A 22456-nucleotide genomic window follows, 5' to 3' on the forward strand; every position below is an offset into this window, starting at 1 on the left:
CTGTGCGAAGCTGATACCATGTCCGGATAATACCACTCTCCGCTTCATCAGGCGTGAGCTTAAATGAATGATTTCACTGATATAATTTCCACCAGTCCAGATAAAAACCCAAGACATGGTGGGGCGGGAGGGGATCGAACCCCCGACCAACACGGTGTAAACGTGTCGCTCTACCGCTGAGCTACCGCCCCGACTGCGACCGATGCTGCCCGAACCGGGACCATCATGCCGTTGTTTCCCGCGCGTCTTCCGACCAACGCCCCGGTGGCCGAAGCGCCCGCGCCGGTTGCTGATAGCGCAATGCGGCGGGGTTTGGCAAGCGCGGCACGGTCACGCCGAAAAGCCGCGGCCCGGGCCAAGGATCGGGTCGGCAGCAGGACGCGGCAGGCCCGGGTCGGGGATGCCGGGCCCGCGAACCAGGTCGGGCTCGGCCCCGCCAGGATAGGCACCGACCACGGCGAAATCGAGGCTCGCCTCGATCCGGCAATGGGCGCAGCCAGCGGGGATCACGACCGCGTCGCCCGCCTGCAGGTCGTGGATGGGACCGCCATGCCCGCCCAGTTGAACCCGGGCGCGACCCGCATAGACCCCAAGCACCTCATGCGTGGTCGCGTGATAGTGCTGGAAATCATAGATTCCATCGCGCCAGGAATTGCTCCAGCCGTTTTCGGCAAAGCGGGCTTCGAACCATGCGGCGCTCGGCTCAAGGCACGCGCCGCGATGGATCAGCGGCGTCATTTCCGCAGACGCGCGATCAGCGAGGACGTGTCCCAGCGCCCGCCGCCCATGTTCTGCACGTCCTTGTAGAACTGGTCGACAAGGGCGGTCACCGGCAGGCTGGCGCCGTTCTCGTTGGCTGCCGCCAGGCAGATCCCCAGGTCCTTGCGCATCCAGTCCACCGCGAAGCCGAAGTCGAAGCGGTTCTCCTCCATCGTCTTGTGGCGGTTCTGCATCTGCCAGCTGCCGGCGGCACCCTGGCTGATGACCTCGACCACCTCGCTGATGGAAAGCCCGGCCTTTTCGGCGAAATGCAGCGATTCCGACAGGCCCTGCACCAGACCGGCAATGGCGATCTGGTTGCACATCTTGGTCAACTGCCCCGCACCCGACGGCCCCATCAGCCGGCAGATCCGGGCATAGGCTGCGATCACCGGCTCGGCCCTGGCGTAATCTTCGGGCGTGCCGCCGCACATCACCGAAAGCTGCCCGTTTTCGGCCCCCGCCTGCCCGCCCGAGCCGGCGCGCCACAAGCCCAGGCCGCATTCCCGGGCAGTGACGGAGTTCTTGCGCGTCTCGCGCGCCTCGGCGGCGTTCCACAAGGCGGCCCGGTCCCGCACCCAGTCCGGCGCGCCCTCGGGGGCCAGGATGAAGCAGGCCTCGATGCCGCGCTTGGCGCTGTAGTCGTGCACCCTCGGCCTTCGCGCGCGTCCGGCGGCGCGGCCCGTGTGCTTGCCCGCCCAGGCCTCGGCCTTGGCGGCGGTGCGGTTCCAGACCGTCACCTGGTGCCCGGCCGCCGCCAGATGGCCCGCCATGGGAAAGCCCATGACCCCCAGTCCCAGAAATGCAACGCGTGCCATCACTTTCTCCCTTGGCTTGTGAAAGGCGCGTTGAACCGGAACGCGCGCTGTCCTATGCACCCCGATGAATTCCACCACCTGCCGCGGGGGTCAACCACCTCTGCGCCAAGCTTCGGGCGCGTCCATGGTGACACTATTCCGCTGGCTCGTTCGGCTGACGGTCGGGCTGATCGTGGCATCCTTGGGACTGGGGACGCTGGTCTGGTATTTCACCATCCGCTCGCTGCCCGACTACAATGCCACCTTCGACGTGGCGGGCATCGCGGCCCCGGTCGAGATCGTGCGCACGACCGAGGGCGTGCCGCACATCTTCGGCGCCAACGACCGCGACGTGTTCTTTGCCCTTGGTCTGGCCCATGCCCAGGACCGGCTGTTCCAGATGACCGTCCTGCGCCGCGCCGCCCAGGGCCGCCTGGCCGAGATCTATGGGCCGGGCGCCTTGCCCGCCGACGATCTGGCGCGCAGGCTGGAACTGTACCGCAATGCCCGCGACTCGGTCGAGGCGCAGGACCCGGAAACGCGCGAGGCGCTGGAGGCCTATGCCGAAGGGGTCAACGCCTGGATCCACCAGGTGAACCTGGGCGCCCTGGGCCGTGGCGCGCCGGAATTCTTCCTGTTCCCGGACGTCATCGCCTATTGGGAGCCGGCGATTCCCTGGCGATCGCTGAAGCTGCTCGCGGCCAGTGCCTCGGTCCAGATGCGGCGCGAGGTGCTGCGCGCCAGGCTGTCGCTCGCCGCGCCCGAACGCGGGCAGGAACTGGTCGCCGGGCCGACCGAACCGCCGATGCCCGCCTATGCTTCGCTGTTTCCGGGCGCGCGGTTCGCGGGGGCCGAACGGCGCATCGCCGCGCCCGACTGGGCCGCCAGCCTTGCGGGTTATCTGGCGCCGGCGCAGGGCGCCTCGGGCAGCAGCTGGGCTGCGGCGGCGCGGCGCACGGCGGCCTCGGGTGCGCTTCTGGCCAATGATCCGCAGTTTGCCCTGACCGCGCCCGGACTGTGGTATCTGGCGCGGCTCGAGCTTGGCTCGGGCGGGGTGATCGGCGGAACCATCCCGGGAATCCCGGCGGTCCTGTCCGGCCGCAGCACGCACCTGGCCTGGGGCATCGCCTCCGCCCAGATCGACGACCAGGACCTGCATATCGAGGAAGTCCAGCCGGGCGACGCCAACCGCTATCGTGGCGCGGGCGGCTGGACCGAGTTCCAGACCCGGCGTGAAACCCTGCGCGTCAAGGGACAGGAGCCGCTGTCGATCACGCTGCGGCGCACGGAAAACGGCCCCGTCCTGCCACCCGGCCAACTGGACCTGGAGCGCATCCTGCCTGCCGGTCATGTCGCCACCCTGTCCTGGACCGGAGGCTTTGGCGGCGACACCTCGATGAGCGCCTGATCGGGCTGATGCGCGCGCCCGAGCGCCAGGTCGCGGTCGAGGGGCTGCGCCGGATGGTCGCGCCCGCGCTTCTGGTCCGCTGGCCGACGACAACGGCGTGGGCCAGGTGCTGGCGGGCGCCCTGCCCGGCCGCAGTTCCGCGCATCAGACCGCAGGTCGCCTGCCCACGCCGGGCTGGCTGCCGGACAACCGCTGGGGCAAGCTGCTGCCGGCGCCGGACGCCATGACCACGCTCGCCCCCGCCTCGGGCATGGTGGCCGCGACCGGCGCCGCCCAGCCGGACGAACCCGTCCTGGGCTTCGACCGGGGCGACCCCTATCGGCAATCCCGCCTGCGCCATCTGATCGACTCGCGCGAGGTGCATTCCCGCGACAGCTTCATCGCCGCGCAGAACGACATCGTCAGCCCCGTGGCGCGCGCGCTGCTGCCGCTGGTGGGGGCCGACCTGTGGTTCACCGGAGAGCCCGCGGCCCGGGGCACGCCCGAACGCCAGCGTCAGGACGCGCTGGCGCTGCTGGCGAACTGGGACGGCGCCATGAGCGAGCATCTGCCCGAACCCATGATCTATGTGGCCTGGATGCGGGCGCTTCAGGATCGCATCCTGCGCGATGAACTGGGCCCGCTGGCCGACGACCTGACCCGGCTTTACCCCGATTTTCTGGAGCGCGTGTTCCGCAACACACGGGGCGCCGGGGTCTGGTGCGACATCCGCCAGTCCGCCCCGGTCGAAACCTGCACCCAGATCGCCCGCCAGGCGCTGGACGCGGCGCTGCTGGACCTGACGGCACGCTTCGGCCCCGATCTTGCCAGCTGGCGCTGGGGCGACCTGCACCGGGCGCGTCATGTCCATCCGGGCCTGGGCGACATGCGGGGCGTGTCCTATATCGTCAACCTGATCCAGCCTACCTCGGGATCGGACACGACCATCGCGGCGGCGGGCTTCCTGGGCCGGGGGCCGAACCCCTGGCAGAACGTGACCGGGGCTGCGTATCGCGGGGTCTATGACCTGGCGGACCCAGACAGTTCCGTCTTCGTCATCTCGACCGGGCAATCGGGCCATCCGTTGTCGCGCCATTACGACGACATAGCCGAGCTGTGGCGGACGCGTCGAGAATGACCACGTCCTGGACCCCGGCCGGCCCGCGCGGGCGCCTCGGGCATCACCCACCTGCGGCCGGCCCCCGAATAGCCCCGCTTGCATCCGCCGCCGCGCCGGTCATTCTGGCCGCGCCACAGACAGGAACACCCGATGCCGCGCAAGATCATCATCGACACCGATCCCGGCCAAGACGATGCCGTGGGCATCCTTCTGGCGCTGGCCAGCCCGGAAGTGGAGGTGCTGGCCCTGACCACGGTTGCCGGCAACGTGCCGCTGGACCTGACCAGCCGCAACGCGCGCATCGTCTGCGAAATCGCGGGCCGGCCCGACATTCCGGTCCATGCCGGCTGCGACGCGCCGCTGTCGCGCCCTCTGGTCACGGCCGAGCATGTCCACGGCAAGTCTGGCTTGGATGGGATCGCGCTTTTCCAGCCCGCGTCGGCGCTGGCGCCCGGCCATGCCGTCGATGCCATCATCGACATCCTGCGCCGCGAACCCGAGGGCAGCGTCACCCTGGTCGCCATGGGCCCGCTGACGAACCTTGCCACCGCCTTCCGCCGCGCGCCCGACATCGTGCCGCGCCTGCGGGAAATCGTCCTGATGGGCGGCGCCTATTTCGAGGTCGGCAACATCACCCCCGCGGCCGAGTTCAACATCTATGTCGACCCCGAGGCCGCGCAGATCGTCTTTGCCGCCGGCGCGCCGCTGACCGTGCTGCCGCTCGATGTCACCCACAAGGCGCTGACCAGCCGCGACTGGATCGAACAGATGCGCGCCTCGGGTCCGGTGGGCCGGGCCGTCGCCGGCTGGACCGACTTCTTCGAACGCTACGACCGCGAAAAATACGGGGCCGAGGGCGCCCCCCTGCACGACCCCTGCACCATCGCCTGGTTGATCCAGCCGGACCTGTTCGCCGGCCGCCACATCAATGTCGAGATCGAGACGCAGGGCGCGTTCACCACCGGAATGACCGTCGCCGACTGGTGGCGCGTTACCGGGCGCCCAGCCAATGCCCTGTTCCTGCGGGATGTGGACCGGGACGGGCTTTTCACCCTGCTGGGCCAGCGGATTACGGGGTTGGACCGCCGCTAGCCGCTCCGGCCGCCGGGGGCTGCGACTGGGGTTGAGGCTGGGGCTGGGGCGCGGCCTGGCCGCTCTTCGCCGCCGGCTTGCCCGCGCCGATATCGCGATTGATCCGGTCGATCAGAACGCCCGTCACATCCACCGACTGGGCCGAGACGAAGATCGCGCTTTGATCCAGCACCACCACGGCGCCGCGCTCCTCCATCACCTGCGCCAGCACCGGCAGGGCCGCGCGCAGGAAGGCCGTGCGTTCCTGTTCCACCTGCGAATCCAAGTCGCGCGCCACTGTGTCGCGTTCGCGGCGCACGGCGACCACGCGCTTGTCGAATTCGTCGGCGCGCTGTCGGAACTCCTCGGGCGGCAGGGTGCCGCGCAGGGTGGTCAGTTCCTGCTCCTCGGCCGCGAACTGGCTTGCCAGCCGCTCGTTCTCGGCTGCGATCTCGCGCGAGCGGCGCTCGACTTCGGCCTGGACCCTCTGCCCCCACAGCGAGCCCATGAAAAGCCGCTCCTGGTCGATGGTCATGATCGGGGGAAAGCCCCGCTCGGCCCCGGCCGACGGGGTATCGACCACCAGGGGCGGCACGGCATCGGCCGGCGCACGGGGGGCCGCCGCATCCTGGGCCGTGGCCGGCAAGGCCAGCGCCAGGGCCCAGAGGCTGCCGAGGACCGCCCGCCCCCGCATCAGAACTTGGTCGAAATCGTCAGGTCGAAGGACTGCTCTTCGTCATAGTCCTCTTTCTTCAGCGCCTTGGCGAAGTTGAAGCGCAGCGGACCGATCGGCGTCGTCCAGAACAGCGAGGCGCCGACCGCCGCGCGCACATGCATCCCGTCATCGACCTCGACGCCGTCATAGCCGGTCGTGTTCTGCAGGCCCCAGACGGACCCGGCATCGGCGAACAGGCCGCCCTTGATGCCGTATTCCTCGGGCAGGCCCAGCGGGAACTGCATCTCGGTACGCAGCGCCCAGAAGTAGTTGCCGCCCAGGGCATCCTCGTTCGGGGCCGCCAGGTCGCGGGGACCATAGCCGTTCGGCTCGAACCCGCGGATCTTGCCGTTGCCCGAATAGCGGTCCAGGAAACGGCTGGTCTGGTCGCTCAGCATATAGACGCGCCCGCTTCGAACTCGGCCATGGAAGGTCACGTTCTCGCGCCAGGCATTGATTTCGGCACCGGCATAGATCGCGCTGGTGACGGATTTCACATCGCCGCCCAGGCCCGCGAAATCCTGGCTGAAGCGCAGCCGATAGCTGGTCAGCGGGTCCAGTCCGGCGGTGCGGCTGTCATAGTTGTAGCTGTAGCCAAGGGCCGAGGTGAAATAGCCGCCCTGCTCAAGGTAAAGGATCGGCGACGAACCGACCAGTTCGCTGCTTTCGTCGTCCACATGGACCATCTCGACGTCGAACAGCGTATCCTTGCTGATCTTGTAGCGCAGTTCCAGCCGGGCACTGTCCGATATCGGGAATTCCAGCCCCGTCTGAACCCCGACCGAGCGGGTGTTGTAATCGGCGTTCAGCCGGTCGGTGGTATTGTACCACAGCTGGAAGCGCGCCCTCAGGTCGCGGCCCAGGAAAAACGGCTCGACAAAGGTCAGGCCCGAGCTTTGCGAATCCGAACCGGCGGCGACGGACAGGCTGAGCTCCTGCCCGCGGCCCAGGAAGTTCTTTTCGGTCAGCCCCAGGTTGAAGCCTACCCCGGTCGAAACGCCATAGCTGACGCCGAACGTCAGGCTGCCCGTGGGCTGCTCCTCGACGTTCACGTCGACGACCACCTGGTCGGGCGCGGTGCCCTGGCGGCTTTCGGCCTGGACATCGGCGAAATACCCCAGCGCCCGCAACCGCTCGGCCGAGTTCCTGATCTCGCGCGGGTTGAAGGGATCGCCTTCGACCGTGGCAAACTGCCGGCGGATGACCGAGTCGAGCGTCGTGGTGTTGCCCTCGATGTCGATGCGTTCGACAAAGACGCGCTGGCCGCGGGTCAGGGCGAATGTCAGGTCCAGCGTCTGGCCGCGTTCGTTGCGCGTGATGCGCGGCTCGATATTGACGAAGTTCAGCCCCTTGCGCAGCGCCAGCGCCTCCATCCGGCGGATGGTCGTGTCGATGGCGGTGGGATTGTAGACCTCGCCCCGGCGCACGCGGTTCTGGTCCGCGAACTCGGCCGCGTCGACCCCGGGGATCTCGCTGACCGTGGTCACGTTGCCGAAGGTATAGCGGGGCCCTTCCTGGATCTGGAAGGTGATGTAGAAGGCATCGCGTTCGCGCGCGACCTCGGGCGCCACGGCCTGGACCTGGAAATCGGCATAGCCGCGCGAGCGATAGAAATCGGTCAGCAGCTTTTCATCGACCGGCAGCCGGTCCGGGGCAAAGGTGTCGCGCCGGATGAAGTTGCGCAAAAGCCCCGCCTGCTTGGTCTGCAGGACGTTGCGCAGCCGCTGGTCGGAAAAGGCGCGGTTGCCGACAAAGCCGATGCGCTCGATCTCGGTCAGGTCGCCCTCGCGAATCTCGAACACCAGATCGACGCGGTTACCGTCGCGGCGGATCACCTTGGGATCGACCCGCGCCGCCAGCCGCCCCTGCGAGGCATAGACCTTGCTGAGTTCGGCCGCGTCCGCCTCGGCCTGGGCGGGGGAAAAGACGTGGCGGGACTTGGATTTGACGACCTGGGCCAGGTTCTCGTCCTTGAGCTTGCGGTTGCCTTCGAAGGCGATCGTGTTGATCGTGGGATATTCCGCCACGCGGACGACCAGCGTGCCGCCCGAGGGCACGATCTCGACCCGCTCGAACAGGCCCGAGTTCTGCAGCCGCTGATAGGCCGCGTTCAGGTCGCCGCCCGACACGTCCTGCCCGCGCGGCAGGTCCAGATAGGACAGGATCGTCGCGGGCTCGATCCGCTGGTTCCCTTCGATCCTCACGTTGCTGAAGACATAGGCCGATGCGGGCAGCGGCAGGAACGCCACGGGGCCGGCCATCGTCAGCGCCGAAATCAGCGCCACCGCGCCCTTGCCGAGTTTCTTGTCCGTCATCGCTGCCCCTCGCGGTCATTCCTTGGCCGGCGGGTTGGTCCCGCCATAATTGCTTCCGTGGATACAGCGAAGCGGGCGGGACTGTCAAAAGGCAACGCCCTCTAGGGACAGAAAAGATCGTTGGTGAGGCCAAAGACCATCAATGCCAGGACCGCCGCCATTCCCAGCGCCGACAGCACCTCGAGGACGCGGTCCGACGGGCGGCGGCCGGCAATCGCCTCGTAGGTGTAAAACATCAGGTGGCCGCCATCCAGCACCGGCACCGGCAGCAGGTTCAGGAAACCGATGGCAGCGGACAGCACCGCGATCCACCAGATGAAGTCGCCCCCGCCCGCCGAGGCCGCCTGCCCCGTGCTTTCGGCGATGCTGATCGCGCCCCCCAGATTGCAGGTGCCGATCTGTCCCGTCGCCATCGCCCAGAGCCCGGAAACCGAGGATGCGATGATGTCCCAGGTCCGCGCGACGCCGATCTGCGCCGCCTCGGCCAGCTCCGTGGGCCGGGTCGCCGGGTCAAAGAAGGCGCCCCCGCCGGTGACGCCGATCAGCCAGCGCTTTTCATAGCCGGTCGCGGTCGGCAGGTCCTGTTAGTGGCTGAAACCAATAAAAAATCCCTCTCCGTTACGTGGGAGCTGAATGAGCATAAAGAAAAACTTATTGCTTCCGTGGCAACCTTGTCGCGCAATGGTTATATAAGTCAATGGATATCCGCAGTAAGAATGATACTGGAATTTCACGTGCCGGCACCCGGCCGAGGCCGCGGCGCTGCGGGGCGAAACCCCGGTGATCAGCGGCGGCATCGGCGAGGGGCCGGGAACCGTGACCTCGGCCCCGTCGCGGCGCACCGTCCAGGCATAGGATGGCTGTGGCGGCAGTTCCCCGGCGATCCGGCCCAGCGATTGCCAGTCCGGGACGGCGCGCCCCTCGACCGCCAGGATGCGGTCGCCGGGCTCAAGCCCGATCTCGACCCCCGGCGGCACCGGATGCAGGGTGCCCACGGCGGGCTCGTCGGTCGGCATGCCCTGCCACATCGCCATTCCGACAAAGACCAGGATCGACAATACGAAGTTGAAGACCGGCCCCGCCGCCACGGTGGCAAAGCGGGCCCAAAGCGGCGCCCCCGTCAGGCTGTGCCGGGCCCGGTCGGGATCGACGGGAACCGAACCTGCACTGGCCGCGTCGGCGTCGCCCAGGAACCGCACATAGCCGCCCAGCGGGATCGCAGCGACCTGCCACAGGGTCCCGCGCCGGTCGCGGCGGGACATCAGCCGGGGCCCGAAGCCCAGCGAGAACACCTCGGCCTTGATGCCTGACAGCCGGCCGATGATGTAGTGGCCGTATTCGTGCACGGTGACGATGATCGACAGCGCCAGGATGAAGGCGCCGACCGTCCAGAGCGTATCCACAAGCTGTCCGATCATGCCGCCCCCGCCGTGCAGGCGGCAAGCCGCCGCGCCTGCGCGTCCCATTCCAGCACGGCCGCCAGATCGCCGGGGCTGGACGCAAAGCCCGGCTCGCGCGCACAGGCGTCCAGCGCACGTTCGACCGCCGGGGCCATGTCCATGAAGCCGATGCGGCCGGCGATGAAGTCGTCCAGCGCCTGTTCCTTGGCCGCGTTCAACACCGCGCCCGCCGCGCCGCCGGCCCGGATGACCTGGCGCGCCAGCCGCAGCGCGGGCCAGCGCGCCTCGTCCGGGGCCGTGAAGGTCAGGCTGCCAAGCGCCGCCAGGTCCAGCGCCGGCACCGGCAGGGCCGCGCGCTGCGGCCAGTGCAGCGCATAGCCGATCGCATGGCGCATGTCCGGCGCGCCCAGATGCGCGATCGAGCCGCCGTCCCTGTGGCTGACCATGGCGTGAACGATGGATTGCGGATGCACCAGGACCTTGATCTGGTCGCAGGACAGGCCAAAGAATTCGTGCGCCTCGATGACCTCCAGCGCCTTGTTGAACATGCTGGCGCTGTCGATGGTGATACGCTGCCCCATCGCCCAGTTGGGATGCGAGGATGCCTCGGCCACCGTGGCCCGGGCCAGCCGCTCCAGCGGCCAGTCGCGGAAAGCGCCCCCCGAGGCGGTGATGGTAACATGCTCGACACTGTCGAGATTTTCGCCGTGAAGCGATTGAAATATCGCGGAATGTTCGGAATCGACAGGCAGGATCACGGCCCCGTTGCGCTGGCTTTCGCCCATCACCAGGCGACCTGCGGCGACCAGCGATTCCTTGTTGGCCAGGGCCAGCGTGCCGCCACGGCGCAGGACCTCCAGCCCAGGCGGCAGGCCGGCTGCGCCGATGATGGCAGACAGGGTCCAGTCGGCCGGGCGCGCCGCCGCCTCGGCCACGGCCTCGGGGCCCGCTGCCGTCTCGATGCCCGAACCGGCCAGCGCCTCGCGCAGCGCGCCCAGCTTTTCCGGCAGCGCGGTCACGGCGATCTCGGCCCGCAGGGCGCGCGCCATTTCGGCCAGGCGCCCGACATTGGCCGCCCCGGTCAGGGCGACGGCGCGATAGGCCTCGGGCCCGCCCGCACGCATCAGCAGATCAAATGCGCTTTCGCCGATGGACCCCGTGGCCCCCAGCACCGAAACGCTGCGCATGGTCCTCAGCCTCCGATTATCGGCAACAGATGGACCAGCATCAGCACCAGCGCAAGCAGCAACGCCCCCGACATGGCGTCGAAACGATCCATGACCCCGCCGTGGCCGGGGATCAGTTGCGAACTGTCCTTGGCGCCCACCCGGCGCTTGAGCCAGCTTTCCGCGATGTCGCCGAACTGCCCCGCGATCGCCAGCAGCGGCCCGACCAGCAGGACCGGCCAGGTCCCCAGGCCGGACACCCACAGGCCAAGCGCCGCACCAGCGCGCCGACCCAGCCGGCAAGCTGCCGCTCCAGGTCTTTTTGGGGCTGATCGAGGGCCAGAACTTGCGGCCGCCGACCTTGCGGCCCACGAAATAGCCCAGCACATCCGACTGCACCACGGTCGCCACGATCCAGAACACCGTCGCCAGGCCCATCACCTCGCGCATGGCGACCAGCGCATAGGCGGCGCCCAGGATCGCGACGGTGAACAGCACATAGGCGGGCCGTTCGTGGCTGTGCGTGCCCGGCAGCCCGGCCAGGATCGGCAGCAGGATCAGCAGCAAAGGCTTGTCGCCGGACAGGACCAGCATGGTCAGCAGAACCAGTCCCGACAGCAGGCCGATCAGCACCGGATGGCGCGGGCTGTGAAACTCGGGATGGCGCCAGCCCGTCAGCCGGGCCAGTTCCCACATCATCAGACCCGCGATGACCGAAACGCCCAGCCGCATCCACAGGCCCGAGGACAGCAGCAGCACGATGCCGATGACCAGCAGCAACGCGCCCCAGCCGAAGCGCTTGCGCAGATCGGACCACTTGCCCGGCTTGAGCCTGTCACGCAACCGCCCGCGAGGGGTGTCGCCCCCCGTCATGCGCCCCCGAAGCGCCGGTCGCGCAACCCGAAGCGGTCCAGGATGGCGGCCAGATGATCCGGGGTGAAATCAGGCCAAAGCGTGGGCGTGAATTCGTATTCCGAATAGGCCGCCTGATAGGGCAGGAAATTCGAGGTCCGGGTTTCCCCGCTGGTGCGGATCACCAGGTCGGGGTCGGGCTGACCCGCCGTATCCAGGCAGGCGGCGAAATCCGCCTCGGTCGGTGCCTGAATCTCGCCCCGGGCGATGCGGTCCGCCATGCGGGCGGCGGCGCGCGCGATCTCGTCCCGGCCGCCGTAGTTGATCGCGACGGTCAGGTTCAGCCGGCTGTTGCAGGCGGTGCGCGCCTCGATCCCGGCCATCAGCCGCTGCAGCCGGGGGTCCAGCCGCTCGCGTCCGCCGATGAAGCGCATCCGCACGCCCTCGGCGGCCAGGCCATCGGCCTCGCGCTCGATATAGCGGGCAAAGATGCGCATCAGGCCCAGAACCTCCTCGGCCGTGCGCTTCCAGTTCTCGGTCGAAAAGGCGTAAAGCGTCAGCCAGTTCACCCCCATGTCGGGACAGGCGCGCACGATCTGCTTGACGCGTTCGGCCCCCCGCCGATGGCCGACAAGCCGCGGCCAGCCCTTGTTGACGGCCCAGCGGCCGTTGCCATCCATGATGATGGCGACATGCCGGGGCTTGGCGTCGCCGCCCCCGGCTTTGGGCAGGCTGGCTGCGGGATCGGCCATCTGGATCAGACCTGCATGATTTCGGCTTGCTTGGATTCCAGCGCCTGGTCCACAGCCGCAATCATCTTGTCGGTCAGATCCTGCACGGCCGATTCCCAGAACTTCTGGTCGTCCTCGGACATGCCGGCCGCCTTAGCCTTCTTGATCTGGTCCATGCCGTCGCGGCGCACGTTGCGGATCGCGACGCGGGCATGTTCGGCATATTGCGCGGCGACGCGGGTCAGGTCGCGGCGACGCTCCTCGTTCAATTCGGGGATCGGCAGCATGATGATGGTGCCGTTCAACTGCGGGTTGATGCCCAGGCCGGAATCGCGGATCGCCTTTTCGGCCTTTCCGACCAGCGCCTTGTCCCAGATGTTGATCGTCACCATACGCGGCTCGGGCACGTTCACCGTGCCAATCTGGTTGATGGGCGTGGGCGAGCCATAGGCATCCACCATGATCGGCTCGACCATGCTGGCCGAGGCGCGGCCGGTGCGCAGCGACGCAAATTCATGGCGCAGCGAATCCATGGCGCCCTTCATGCGGCGTTCTAGGTCGTCGGTGTCGATCTCGATCTCGTCGGACATGCTCGGTCATGGCCTCTGCTGTTGGTTTTCAGCGCTTTTAGCCGAGCCTTGCCGGCAAGGCAAAGCCTATGCTGCCATTTTAACCATGCACCCGCGTATAAGTGCCCTCGCCTGCCAGGATTCCTCGAAAACCGCCGGGCTCGTCCAGCGAGAAGACGATGATCGGCAGGTCGTTGTCGCGCGCCAGCGCAATGGCCGAGGCGTCCATCACCCCCAGGTGCTTTTGCAGAACCTCGTCATAGGTGACGTTTTCATAGCGCTTGGCGTCGGGGAACTTCTTGGGGTCCTTGTCATAGACGCCATCGACCTTGGTGCCCTTGAAGATCGCCTCGCAGTTCATTTCGTTGGCGCGCAGCGTCGCCGCCGTGTCGGTGGTGAAATAGGGGTTGCCGGTGCCGGCGGCAAAGATGCAGACGCGCTTCTTTTCCAGGTGGCGGACGGCGCGGCGGCGGATATACGGTTCGGCCACCTCGTCCATGCGGATGGCGCTGATGACGCGGGTGTGGATGCCCTCGGCCTCCAGCGCGGCCTGCATGCCCAGGGCGTTCATCACCGTGGCCAGCATCCCCATGTAATCGGCGGTCGCGCGGTCCATGCCCTGCGCGCTGCCCTGCAGGCCGCGAAAGATGTTGCCGCCGCCGATGACCATGCAGATCTCGACCCCCATGTCGTGGACCGAGCGGACTTCGTGCGCGATGCGCGCCACGGTCGGCGGATGCAGGCCATAGCCCTGGTCGCCCATCAGCGCCTCGCCCGAGATTTTCAGCATGACGCGGCCGTATTTGCCGGGCTTCTTGGTGTCGTCGGTCATCACGGGCCGCCTTGTTCGCAGTTTCATTGCCGCGCAAAATGTTCGCCAGCGCCCCGATGTTCAACCGCCACCACGCTTTGCTGCCCTGATGTCAGACCGGCTTTCCGCCTTGATCCCGGCCGGCCGCCATGTGCTGATCGCCGGCCCGACCGCCAGCGGCAAATCGGCGCTGGCGCTGGGCATCGCGCGGTCGCAGGGCGGGGTCATCGTGAACGCGGATGCGTTGCAGGTCTGGTCGTGCTGGCGGGTGATCTCGGCCCGCCCCTCGGCCGAGGAGGAGGCGCAGGCCCCGCACAGGCTTTACGGCCACATGCCGCCCGGCGCGCCCTATTCCGTGGGCGACTGGCTGGCGCAGCTGCGCGAGATCCTGGCGACGGGCCAGCGGCTGATCGTGGTGGGCGGGACCGGGCTTTACCTGAACGCCTTGACCAGCGGGCTGGCCGTCATTCCCCCGGTTCCCGCCGAGGTCCGGGCACGGGCCGATGCGCTGATCGCGGAACCCGGCGGGCTGGCGCGGATGGTGGCCGATCTCGACCCCGACACGCGGGCCCGCATCGACCTGCGCAACCCCGCCCGCGTCCAGCGCGCCTGGGAGGTGCTGACCGCCTCGGGCCGGGGCCTGGCCGCCTGGCAGGCCGAGACGCCGCCGCCCCTGATCCCTGCGTCGGCCGCCGAGCGGATCGTCCTGACCAGCGACCGCGACTGGCTGGCCCGGCGGATCGAGCGGCGGTTTCATGCGATGATGGAGCAGGGCGCGCTGGACGAGGTGCGCGCCATGCTGCCGCGCTGGCAGCCCCGTGCGCTTTGGGCGCGCGCCATCGGCGCACCGGAACTGGTCGCGCATCTGCGCGGCGAATCGACGCTGGATCAGGCGATCGAACGCGCCATCGTCGCGACCCGGCAATATGCCAAGGCGCAGCGCATCTTTTTCCGGGGCAGGCTGCGCGACTGGCGACAAATTCCCGTCGACCGGGAAAATTGAAGGCCGCGCGTTAATCATATCGCAACCTTGCGGCCTCTAAACCGTTGCTTGTGTAGGGGGCACAGCCCTCGGGAACCGCAAAGGCGGCGGCATGTCATGAACCTGCGTCATCTTTTCCCTTGGCAGGACGATCCGGCGGAGGCGCCCGCCCTGGAACGCCTGCGCCAGGCCCGGATCACGGCAGAGACCGTTCTGGACCCTGCCCCCGTGGATCCCCGCGCCCTGCCCCATGTTTCCGGTGACGCGGCTGCCTCGCCCTTGCCGCGACCTCGGCGTTCGATGCCGTTCGACGGCCTGCGGCTGATCCCGCTGGACGGTTTCGTCTGGGGCGGCGCGGTCCAGCGGGGCCGGGCCGGACAGGGTGCCAGGCCCAGGGTTCGGGGCGATCATGTCCTGATCCTGGTGCAGGACGGCGGCGTGACCATCGGCCTGCCCCGCATCGGCCATCCGGTGTCGGCCGGGCGGCTGGCCTTTGTCCCGGCGGGCACGGCCTTTGCGCTGCAGCCGGGCATGGGATGCCGGGGGCTGGTGTTGCTGGTGCCCCCCATGGTTGCCCAGCAGCTTGCGGTGGACCTGCCGCCCGCCTGGCGCTGCGGCCCGCCCTGCCCCGACGATGCCCCGTTGATCGAGCCAGCCCTGCGCGCCCTGGGTCGCGGGATGCCGCGCGGCTCTGCGGATCTTGCGGCGGCCGCTTGCCAGCTTGGCCTGCTGGCGGCCGCGCTGAACCGGCTTTCGCCGGCCTCGCCGGACCCGGAAACGCAGACGAACATCGACGCCGCATCCCTGGCCGAACGCTTCCTGGCCGTGGCCGAAGGGCGGCTGGACCGGGATATCGTCATTGCCGACCTGGCGGCGGATCTGGGCTGCACCGTCGCGCAACTGGACCGCGCCTGCCGCGCGGCGCGGGGCCGCGGCGCGCTGGAGCTGATCTATGCCCTGCGGCTTGAACGGGCCGCGCGGCTGTTGCGCGATACCGACCAACCCGTGACGCAGATCGCGCAGGAACTGGGCTATGGCGGGCTTGGCCATTTCATGCGCTGCTTCATGGCCGGAACCGGCCAGACGCCCGACCACTTCCGCGCCATGGTCCGGTCCGAGGCGGCCGAATAGGCCACCCTTGGCCCCCAGCCCTCACTCCTCGGCGGGCGCGGCAAGCTGATCCATCACAGCGACCGGGGCAGCCAATATCTCTCGATCCGATATACCGAGCGGCTGGCCGGCGGCTTGACGTTCGCGACCTTGGTGAAGCTGCGCTTGAGCATCGCCTGCATGTCGTTCTCCGCCCCGCCCGCCAGCACCTTGGCGACAAAGGTGCCGCCCGGCTCCAGCACGTCGAAGGCCAGTTGCAGCGCCGCCTCGACCAGGGCCACGATGCGCAGATGGTCGGTGCCCTTGTGGCCGGACGACGCCGCCGCCATGTCCGACATGACCACATCGGCGCGACCGCCCAGCCATTCCTTGACCTTGTCGTCCGCGCCCTCGGACAGGAAGTCCAGCTGATGGATTTCGGCACCGGCGATGGGATCGACCTCTTGCAGGTCGACGCCCAGCACGCGGCCGACCTTCTTGCCCGATGTCTCGCCCAGGGCATTCACCCGCGCGACCGCGACCTGGCACCAGCCGCCGGGCGCGCAGCCCAGGTCCACCACTCGGGCGCCGGGCACCAGGAATCGATACTTGTCGTCCAGTTCCAGGATCTTGTAGGCGGCGCGGCCGCGATAACCCTCGCGTTTGGCGCGAGCCACATAGGGATCGTTCAGCTGGCGTTCCAGCCACAGCGTGCTGGACAGCTTGCGCCCCTTGGCCGATTTCACCCGCACCCGCAGGTCGCGTTGCCCGCGACCCGAGGATTTCTTTTCGCCCGGCGTCTTACCCTGGCTCATCTCATGCCACCCCGTTCAATCCATCCGGGGCCAAGACCCCGTCCTTGACCATCTGCGCGTAAAGCAGCCCCTCGCGCAGGCCGCGATCGGCGACCGACAGCCGCGTCGTCGGCCAGACCCGCATCAGCGTCTGCAGGATCGCCGCGCCCGACATGATCAGCGCGTGACGCTCGCGCCCGAGGCGCGGGTCGGCGCGCCGCCCCTCGGGCCCCAGCGCCAGGTAATCGCGGATCACCCGGTCGATCTGGGCCGAGGTCATGGTCAGCCCGTCCACCTTGGTCCGGTCATAGCGCCGCAACCCCAGGTGGCTGGCCGCCACGGTCGTCACCGTCCCCGAGGTGCCGATCACCTGGAAACTGTCGTCGAAGCTTTGCGTCAGCGCATAGGGGCTGAAATCCGACAGCATCTCCTCGAAATGCCAGGACATCAGGGCGAAACGGCCCTGGTCGTCCTCGACATCCTCGAACTGGTCGCGCAGCGTGGCGACCCCCAGGGGCACGCTGATCCAGTCCACGACACGCGCGCCGCCCGGGCGCGGATTGCGGAACCCGTCGGCCAGACGCATGATCGCGCGCGGCCGCTCGGTCGGCTCGACATCCTCGAGGTCGATCCAGACCAGTTCGGTGGACCCCCCGCCGATATCGACGACCAGCAATTGGTCCGTGCGATGGCTGACCAGCGGCGCGCAGGAGATCACGGCCAGCCGGGCCTCCTCCTCGGCGTCGATGATTTCCACCGGCAGGCCGGTTTCGCGCCGGATCATGCGCAGGAAGTCGCGGCTGTTGCGTGCGCGCCGGCAGGCCTCGGTCGCGACCAAACGCATGCGCGTGACCTTGTGCGCCTCAAGCTTGCGCCGGCACACCTGCAGGGCATGGACCGTCCGCGCCATCGAGGGACGCGAAAGCCTGCCCGATGCTTCCAGCCCCTGCCCCAGCTGGACAGGTTTCGAGAAGCTGTCGACCACCTGGAACTGACTGCCCTGAGGTCGGGCAATCAGCATCCGGCAGCTGTTGGTGCCAAGATCCAAGGCCGCGTAAAGCAGCCCGTCCTCGGCCGGGCGGGTGACGAAAGGCTCGACCGTTTTTTTCGGGAACGCGTCCGCACCCGCAGGACGCCTGGGCGCCATGTCACGCCCTCCGATAACAAGTTGAAACGAACGTAACGCGCGCCCCCCGGCGGTTCAAGACCCCGCGGGTCCTCGACAGGGCAGGACGGGCGGGCTATGCCTGCGCCATGATCGTCATCGCCGCCCTGATCCTTGGTGCCGCGATCGGCTGGATGCGCGCCGGGAAACTGGGCGGCGCCTTGGCCGACCGCGTGCAATACGCCGCAGCCCACGCCCTCGGATTCGCGGTGCTGGGCATTTTCCTGACCGTGCTGGTCAGCCGGATGACCTGATGTTTCGGCCCTTTCTCGACAGCCTGCGCCGGCACGGAGTGCCCGCCAGCCTGCGGGAATACCTGGACCTGCTGGCGGGTCTGCAGGCGGGCCTGTCGGACTGGACGCCCGAAGGGTTCTATCACCTGGCCCGCGCCACGCTGGTCAAGTCCGAGGCGCATATCGACCGTTTCGACCGCGCCTTTGCCGAGGCGTTTTCCGGCCTGGACGAGATTCCGGTTCAGGCGCTGCTGGACGAGGTCTCGATCCCTCGCGAATGGCTTGAGAAGCTGGCCGAAAAGCTGCTGACGCCCGAGGAACGCGCCGCCATCCAGGGGCCCGGCAGCTTTGACGAACTGATGAAACGCCTGCGCGAGCGCCTGGCCGAACAGCAGGACCGGCATCAGGGCGGCAACAAATGGATCGGCACCGCCGGCACCTCGCCCTTCGGCGCCCATGGCTACAACCCCGAAGGCGTGCGCATCGGCCAGGACGCCAGCCGCCACCGCCGTGCTGTCAAGGTCTGGGACAAGCGCGAATTCCGCGACTTCGACGATTCGGTGGAACTGGGCACCCGCACCATCAAGGTCGCGCTGAAGCGGTTGCGCCAATGGGCCCGCCACGGCGCGGCCGAGGAACTGGACCTGCCCGGCACCATCCGCGCCAGCGCCGAGCACGGCTATATCGACGTGCAGACCCGACCCGAGCGCAGGAATGCCGTCAAGGTCCTGCTGTTCCTGGACGCCGGCGGCAGCATGGACGACCACTCGCGCCTGGTGGACGAGCTGTTCTCGGCCGCGCGGTCCGAGTTTAAGCATCTGGAACATTTCTATTTTCACAACTGCATCTATGAGGCGCTGTGGAAGGACAACCGCCGCCGCTGGACCGAAACCACGCCCACCTGGGACGTGCTGAACCGCTATGGCCGCGACTACAAGGCGATCATCGTGGGCGACGCCTCGATGTCGCCCTATGAGATCGCGGTGCCGGGCGGCGCGAATGAACACTGGAACCCCGAATCGGGCGAAACCTGGCTGCGGCGCCTGGGCGAGACATGGCCCGACCACGTCTGGCTGAACCCGGTGCCCCAGGGACAATGGGGGCATACCCCCTCGATCCGCATGATCTCCGAGATCGTCCAGGGCCGGATGCAGCCCCTGACGCTGGACGGGCTGACGCGCGCCATGCGCCTGCTTGGCTAATGCCGCCTGCGGGCCCATATTCGGATCATGCTGAAATTCACCCCGATCCTGCTGATCCTGCTTTATGCCATGGCGATGTGGTTCTTTTCGCTGTGGCGGCTCAAGGCCGAACTGAACAGCCGCTCGACGCCGCTGGACCATCCCCGGCTGAAACCGATGCTGGAACGGCTGGGCCGGGCAATGGACCTGCCCCCGATCCGCGCCCATGTCTATGAAATCGCGCCGGTGAACGGGCTGGCGGCGCCCGACGGGCGGATCTTCCTGACCCGGGGATTTCTGGACAAGCTCGACGCCGGCGCCGTGACCGAGGCCGAGCTTGCCTCGGTCATCGCCCATGAACTGGGTCATGTCGCCCACGGTCATGGCCGCCGGCGCATGGTCGATTTCGCCGGGCAGAACGTCATCCGCGTGGTTCTGGCCGGGGTGCTGGGCCGGTTCCTGCCCGGGATCGGCGCCTGGATCGCCAACCTTGCGGCGACCGCCGTCTCGGCCCGCCTCTCGCGCCAGGACGAATTCGAGGCCGACGCCTTCGCCAGTGCGCTGATGGTCAAGGCGGGCCTGGGCACGGCGCCGCAGAAAAGCCTGTTTCGCAAGCTCGATGCCCTGGCCGGGGGGCGCGGCACCGCACCGGCCTGGCTGCTGTCCCATCCCCGGACGGACAAGCGCATCGCCGCCATCGAGGCGCTGGAACGCCGCTGGGGCATCGCCTGACTTGTAGCGGACGGGGTTTGGACTATGCTGCGGTTGCAAAACCGCCGAGTTCAGATGACCTTCCGCCGCCGCGTCCTATACCTTCCCGGCTTCGACCCGATCCCGCCCCGCCGCTATCGCGAGCTTTACAAGCGCGAAGGGGCCGAGCAGGCCCGCATCTCGGGCTATCGGCTGGAGTTCGGCGCGCGGCGCGACCGTACCGGCTTTGGCTGGGGCGTTGAGGGCAATTTTTCCGGTACCCGCGCCGAGGCGGAGTTCGAGGTCCTGGTCTGGGCCGACATCGTGCAGGGCTCGATGGGGCAAAGCATCCGCTCTGTGACTGCGGGTGCTTGCCATCGGGTCTGCTCGCCGAACGGTTGGTAAACCGCGCTTTCCACCTTGGTCCCTGCCGGGCCGGTGATCGCGCGGACCGAGCTAAGATGGTCGCGGAGCAGATAGCTGGCCTGCCAGCTGGTTGCCGTTTCTTAGCTTGACCGCAGGGTGGCTGACGGGTAGGTCGTGACCGTCTCCTGCCCCGTCATTGCCGCCGTGACCTGGGCGGGGCTGCGGCTGTGGCGCCGGCTCGACGGCCGGATCTTTGCCTATTACCTGATGCATGACTATGCCTTCACCGCGCAGCATAGCGGTGCCTATCCCCCGGCGCTGGAACGGCGGCTGACCCAGTTCGCCGACCGCATCGCCGAGGTCCTGCGCGGCGACTGGGACGAGGTGCTGGTCGTCGGTCACAGCTCGGGCGCCTATCTGGGCGTCTCGGTCCTGGCCGAGCTGGTCCGCTCGGGCCGGGTTCCCGCGCAGGGTCCGCGGCTTTCGTTCCTGTCGCTCGGCCATGTCGTCCCCATGGCCTCGTTCCTTCCCCGCGCCAACCGGCTGCGGGCCGACCTGCGCTTTCTCTCGGCCCGGCCCGAGCTGGAATGGGTGGACGTGACGGCGCCCGGGGATGCCTGCTGTTTCGGTCTGTGCGACCCGGTCGCCGTCTCGGGGGTCGAGCCGCCGGATCGTCGCCAGCCGCTGGTCCTGTCGGCCGCCTTTCGGCAGACGCTGTCGCCGGAACGGCAGCGCGCCCTGCGCGGCCGCTGGTTCCGGCTGCATTTCCAGTATCTCTGCACCTTCGACCGGCCGGGCGACTACGATTATTTCGCCATCACGGCCGGTCCGCTGACCCTGGCGCAGCGCTTTGCCGGCCGGCATCATTCGCCCGGGCGCATCGCGCGGGCCGTGAACGGATATCCTGCGACATGATCCCGCCGAAGCCGGCGTCGCGGCAGGGCAAGGGTTCGGTCTGGCGCTTTGTCCGCGATTTCCGCCGCGACATCCTTTCTGCCCAGTCCGAACGGCTGTACCGCGCCTGGATGGCCGAATTCCGGGGCCCGGGCGTGCACAGTTTCACTTGCAACGATCCCGCCCTTGTGGCGCTGATCCTCAAGCAGCGGCCGATGGATTTTCCGAAGTCTTCGCGCATGGCGGCGGGCCTGCAGCCGCTTCTGGGCAATTCCAGCTTCATCTCGAACGGCGAGACTTGGCTGCACCAGCGCCGCATCATCGACCCCGCCTTCGAGGGCGGTCGCCTGCGCGAGGCGTTTCCCGCCATGTGGGACGCCGCGCAGTCGGGGGTGGCGCGGCTGGGAAAGCTGGCGGACGGCCAGGATTTCGACATCGAGCCGCACACCAGCCACATTGCCGCCGACGTGATCTTTCGCACCCTGTTCTCGATCCCGATCGAGGATGCCACGGCGGCGCAGGTGTTTTCGGCCTTCCGCGACCACCAGGACGCCCGCCCTGCTGCTGGCCGGGCTGATCGCCCTTGCCGCGCTGGGCGCGGATCACAGCCGCCGCGTGCGCCACAGCGCCCGGCGCATCCGCGGCCTGATCCGGCAACTGGTCAGCCGGAGGGCGAGCAGATCGCGGCAGGGACCGCGCCGCAGGACCTCGCGACCAAGATCATGACCACACCCGACCCGCAGACCGGGGCGGTCTTCTCGGACCGCGAGATGATCGACGAGGTTGCGACGTTCTTCCTGGCGGGACACGAAACCGGCGCCTCTGCCCTGGCCTGGGCGCTTTACCTGCTGGCCGAGAACCCCGAATGGCAAGAGAAGCTGGCCAAGGAGGCGCGCGAGAACCTGCGGCCCGACTTTGCCGCGATCAAGTCCCTGCCCCTGTCCCGCGCCGTCTTCCGCGAGGCGCTGCGGCTTTACCCGCCCGTCGCCATGACCGTCCGCCAATGCGCCGCGCCCGAAACCCTGCGCGGCCGCAAGGCGCCCCGCGGCGCGCAACTGGTGCTGTCGCCCTTTCACCTGCACCGCCACGAAAGGCTTTGGAACAATCCCGACCATTTCGATCCTGCCAGGTGGGAAACCGAAAATGGCCGGGCCTGCATGCGCGATGCCTATATCCCCTTCTCGGCCGGCGCGCGCGCCTGTCCCGGCGCAGGCTTTGCGATGATCGAGGGACCGCTGATCCTGTCGGCGCTGCTGCAGCCTACCGGCTGGAGCCGGGTGTCGAACGTCCGGTGCCGATCATGCGACTGACGCTGCGGGGAAAAAACGGCATCCACCTGCGCTTGTCGAAGCGTTGATCGGGTATTTGA

The 22456-nt window shown here is 68.3% G+C and carries 18 protein-coding genes, 1 tRNA gene and 4 pseudogenes; 10 read left to right on the forward strand and 13 right to left on the reverse strand.

Annotation, left to right across the window (positions count from 1 at the left end; genetic code table 11):
* Nucleotides 1–116: 116 nt before the first annotated feature.
* The 3 genes from DPM13_RS17560 to DPM13_RS17570 all read right to left on the reverse strand — a co-directional run bounded on the left by DPM13_RS17560 (nucleotide 117) and on the right by DPM13_RS17570 (nucleotide 1577).
* Nucleotides 117–191, reverse strand: a tRNA-Val gene (locus DPM13_RS17560).
* A 139-nt stretch (nucleotides 192–330) separates the two neighbouring features.
* Nucleotides 331–738 (reverse strand): cupin domain-containing protein, encoded by a 408-nt coding sequence (locus DPM13_RS17565; protein WP_112888508.1) that lies wholly within the window; start codon nucleotides 736–738, stop codon nucleotides 331–333.
* The gene (locus tag DPM13_RS17570) at nucleotides 735–1577 is read right to left on the reverse strand and encodes an NAD(P)-dependent oxidoreductase (protein ID WP_112888509.1); all 843 of its coding nucleotides are present in this window, start codon (nucleotides 1575–1577) and stop codon (nucleotides 735–737) included. Before DPM13_RS17570 ends, DPM13_RS17565 begins: the two co-directional genes overlap by 4 nt.
* A gap of 124 nt (nucleotides 1578–1701) precedes the next feature.
* On the opposite strand from DPM13_RS17570, the gene DPM13_RS25430 reads away from it, so the two are divergent.
* The 3 genes from DPM13_RS25430 (at nucleotide 1702) to DPM13_RS17580 (ending at nucleotide 5155) form a co-directional block, all read left to right on the forward strand.
* Entirely contained in the window at nucleotides 1702–2964 is a 1263-nt protein-coding gene (locus DPM13_RS25430) for a penicillin acylase family protein (RefSeq protein WP_262983179.1), read from the forward strand.
* Between the two features lie 97 nt (nucleotides 2965–3061).
* Complete coding sequence (locus DPM13_RS25435; RefSeq protein ID WP_262983180.1) at nucleotides 3062–4081, forward strand: penicillin acylase family protein; 1020 nt, start codon at nucleotides 3062–3064, stop codon at nucleotides 4079–4081.
* Between the two features lie 132 nt (nucleotides 4082–4213).
* Nucleotides 4214–5155, forward strand: a complete 942-nt coding sequence (locus DPM13_RS17580) for a nucleoside hydrolase (protein WP_028719021.1) — start codon at nucleotides 4214–4216, stop codon at nucleotides 5153–5155.
* On the opposite strand, the gene DPM13_RS17585 is transcribed toward DPM13_RS17580, so the two are convergent.
* The 8 genes and pseudogenes from DPM13_RS17585 to pyrH all read right to left on the reverse strand — a co-directional run bounded on the left by DPM13_RS17585 (nucleotide 5133) and on the right by pyrH (nucleotide 13714).
* Nucleotides 5133–5828: an OmpH family outer membrane protein gene (locus DPM13_RS17585; protein ID WP_112888510.1), complete on the reverse strand. Its 696-nt coding sequence runs from the start codon at nucleotides 5826–5828 to the stop codon at nucleotides 5133–5135. The two genes, DPM13_RS17580 and DPM13_RS17585, sit on opposite strands and share 23 nt — an antisense overlap.
* Nucleotides 5828–8164 carry an outer membrane protein assembly factor BamA gene (gene bamA / locus DPM13_RS17590; protein WP_112888511.1) on the reverse strand — a complete coding sequence of 779 codons (2337 nt, stop codon included), beginning with the start codon at nucleotides 8162–8164 and terminating at the stop codon, nucleotides 5828–5830. The genes DPM13_RS17585 and bamA overlap by 1 nt, the downstream gene beginning before the upstream one ends.
* Before the next feature lie 101 nt (nucleotides 8165–8265).
* Nucleotides 8266–9582, reverse strand: a pseudogene (gene rseP / locus DPM13_RS17595) (RIP metalloprotease RseP).
* Complete coding sequence (gene dxr / locus DPM13_RS17600; protein WP_112888512.1) at nucleotides 9579–10751, reverse strand: 1-deoxy-D-xylulose-5-phosphate reductoisomerase; 1173 nt, start codon at nucleotides 10749–10751, stop codon at nucleotides 9579–9581. Before dxr ends, rseP begins: the two are co-directional and overlap by 4 nt.
* A gap of 339 nt (nucleotides 10752–11090) precedes the next feature.
* A pseudogene (locus DPM13_RS25445) lies at nucleotides 11091–11603 on the reverse strand (phosphatidate cytidylyltransferase); the annotation flags it as partial.
* Nucleotides 11600–12334, reverse strand: a complete 735-nt coding sequence (gene uppS / locus DPM13_RS17610; protein WP_112888513.1) for a polyprenyl diphosphate synthase — start codon at nucleotides 12332–12334, stop codon at nucleotides 11600–11602. The pseudogene DPM13_RS25445 and the gene uppS, both read right to left, overlap by 4 nt.
* A gap of 5 nt (nucleotides 12335–12339) precedes the next feature.
* On the reverse strand, nucleotides 12340–12903 hold the full coding sequence (gene frr, locus DPM13_RS17615; RefSeq protein WP_028719027.1) for a ribosome recycling factor: 564 nt from the start codon (nucleotides 12901–12903) through the stop codon (nucleotides 12340–12342).
* A 79-nt stretch (nucleotides 12904–12982) separates the two neighbouring features.
* Nucleotides 12983–13714, reverse strand: a complete 732-nt coding sequence (gene pyrH, locus DPM13_RS17620) for a UMP kinase (protein ID WP_028719028.1) — start codon at nucleotides 13712–13714, stop codon at nucleotides 12983–12985.
* 88 nt (nucleotides 13715–13802) lie between these two features.
* On the opposite strand from pyrH, the gene miaA reads away from it, so the two are divergent.
* Together miaA and DPM13_RS17630 are read left to right on the forward strand one after the other, a co-directional pair.
* The gene (gene miaA / locus DPM13_RS17625) at nucleotides 13803–14696 is read left to right on the forward strand and encodes a tRNA (adenosine(37)-N6)-dimethylallyltransferase MiaA (protein ID WP_112888514.1); all 894 of its coding nucleotides are present in this window, start codon (nucleotides 13803–13805) and stop codon (nucleotides 14694–14696) included.
* Nucleotides 14697–14792: 96 nt separating this feature from the next.
* Nucleotides 14793–15806: a helix-turn-helix transcriptional regulator gene (locus tag DPM13_RS17630; protein ID WP_112888515.1), complete on the forward strand. Its 1014-nt coding sequence runs from the start codon at nucleotides 14793–14795 to the stop codon at nucleotides 15804–15806.
* A 95-nt stretch (nucleotides 15807–15901) separates the two neighbouring features.
* On the opposite strand, the pseudogene DPM13_RS17635 reads toward DPM13_RS17630, so the two are convergent.
* Nucleotides 15902–16579 (reverse strand): annotated as a pseudogene (locus tag DPM13_RS17635) (RlmE family RNA methyltransferase); the annotation flags it as partial.
* A gap of 1 nt (nucleotide 16580) precedes the next feature.
* A complete protein-coding gene (locus DPM13_RS17640) occupies nucleotides 16581–17705 on the reverse strand; it encodes a Ppx/GppA phosphatase family protein (RefSeq protein WP_112888517.1) in 1125 nt (374 codons plus the stop codon).
* A gap of 107 nt (nucleotides 17706–17812) precedes the next feature.
* Between DPM13_RS17640 and DPM13_RS21505 the strand changes: the two genes are divergently transcribed.
* From DPM13_RS21505 to DPM13_RS17660, 5 genes and pseudogenes are all read left to right on the forward strand, one after another.
* Nucleotides 17813–17977 (forward strand): hypothetical protein, encoded by a 165-nt coding sequence (locus DPM13_RS21505; protein WP_189654766.1) that lies wholly within the window; start codon nucleotides 17813–17815, stop codon nucleotides 17975–17977.
* Nucleotides 17977–19158 carry a vWA domain-containing protein gene (locus DPM13_RS17645; RefSeq protein WP_112888518.1) on the forward strand — a complete coding sequence of 394 codons (1182 nt, stop codon included), beginning with the start codon at nucleotides 17977–17979 and terminating at the stop codon, nucleotides 19156–19158. Before DPM13_RS21505 ends, DPM13_RS17645 begins: the two co-directional genes overlap by 1 nt.
* A 27-nt stretch (nucleotides 19159–19185) precedes the next feature.
* On the forward strand, nucleotides 19186–19869 hold the full coding sequence (locus tag DPM13_RS17650; RefSeq protein ID WP_028719034.1) for a M48 family metallopeptidase: 684 nt from the start codon (nucleotides 19186–19188) through the stop codon (nucleotides 19867–19869).
* 24 nt (nucleotides 19870–19893) lie between these two features.
* Nucleotides 19894–21108 (forward strand): annotated as a pseudogene (locus DPM13_RS17655) (hypothetical protein).
* Nucleotides 21105–22397: a cytochrome P450 gene (locus DPM13_RS17660; RefSeq protein ID WP_223252143.1), complete on the forward strand. Its 1293-nt coding sequence runs from the start codon at nucleotides 21105–21107 to the stop codon at nucleotides 22395–22397. The pseudogene DPM13_RS17655 and the gene DPM13_RS17660 overlap by 4 nt, the downstream one beginning before the upstream one ends.
* Nucleotides 22398–22456 lie beyond the last annotated feature (59 nt).

Source organism: Paracoccus mutanolyticus, from assembly GCF_003285265.1.
Classification (GTDB): Bacteria; Pseudomonadota; Alphaproteobacteria; order Rhodobacterales; family Rhodobacteraceae; genus Paracoccus; species Paracoccus yeei.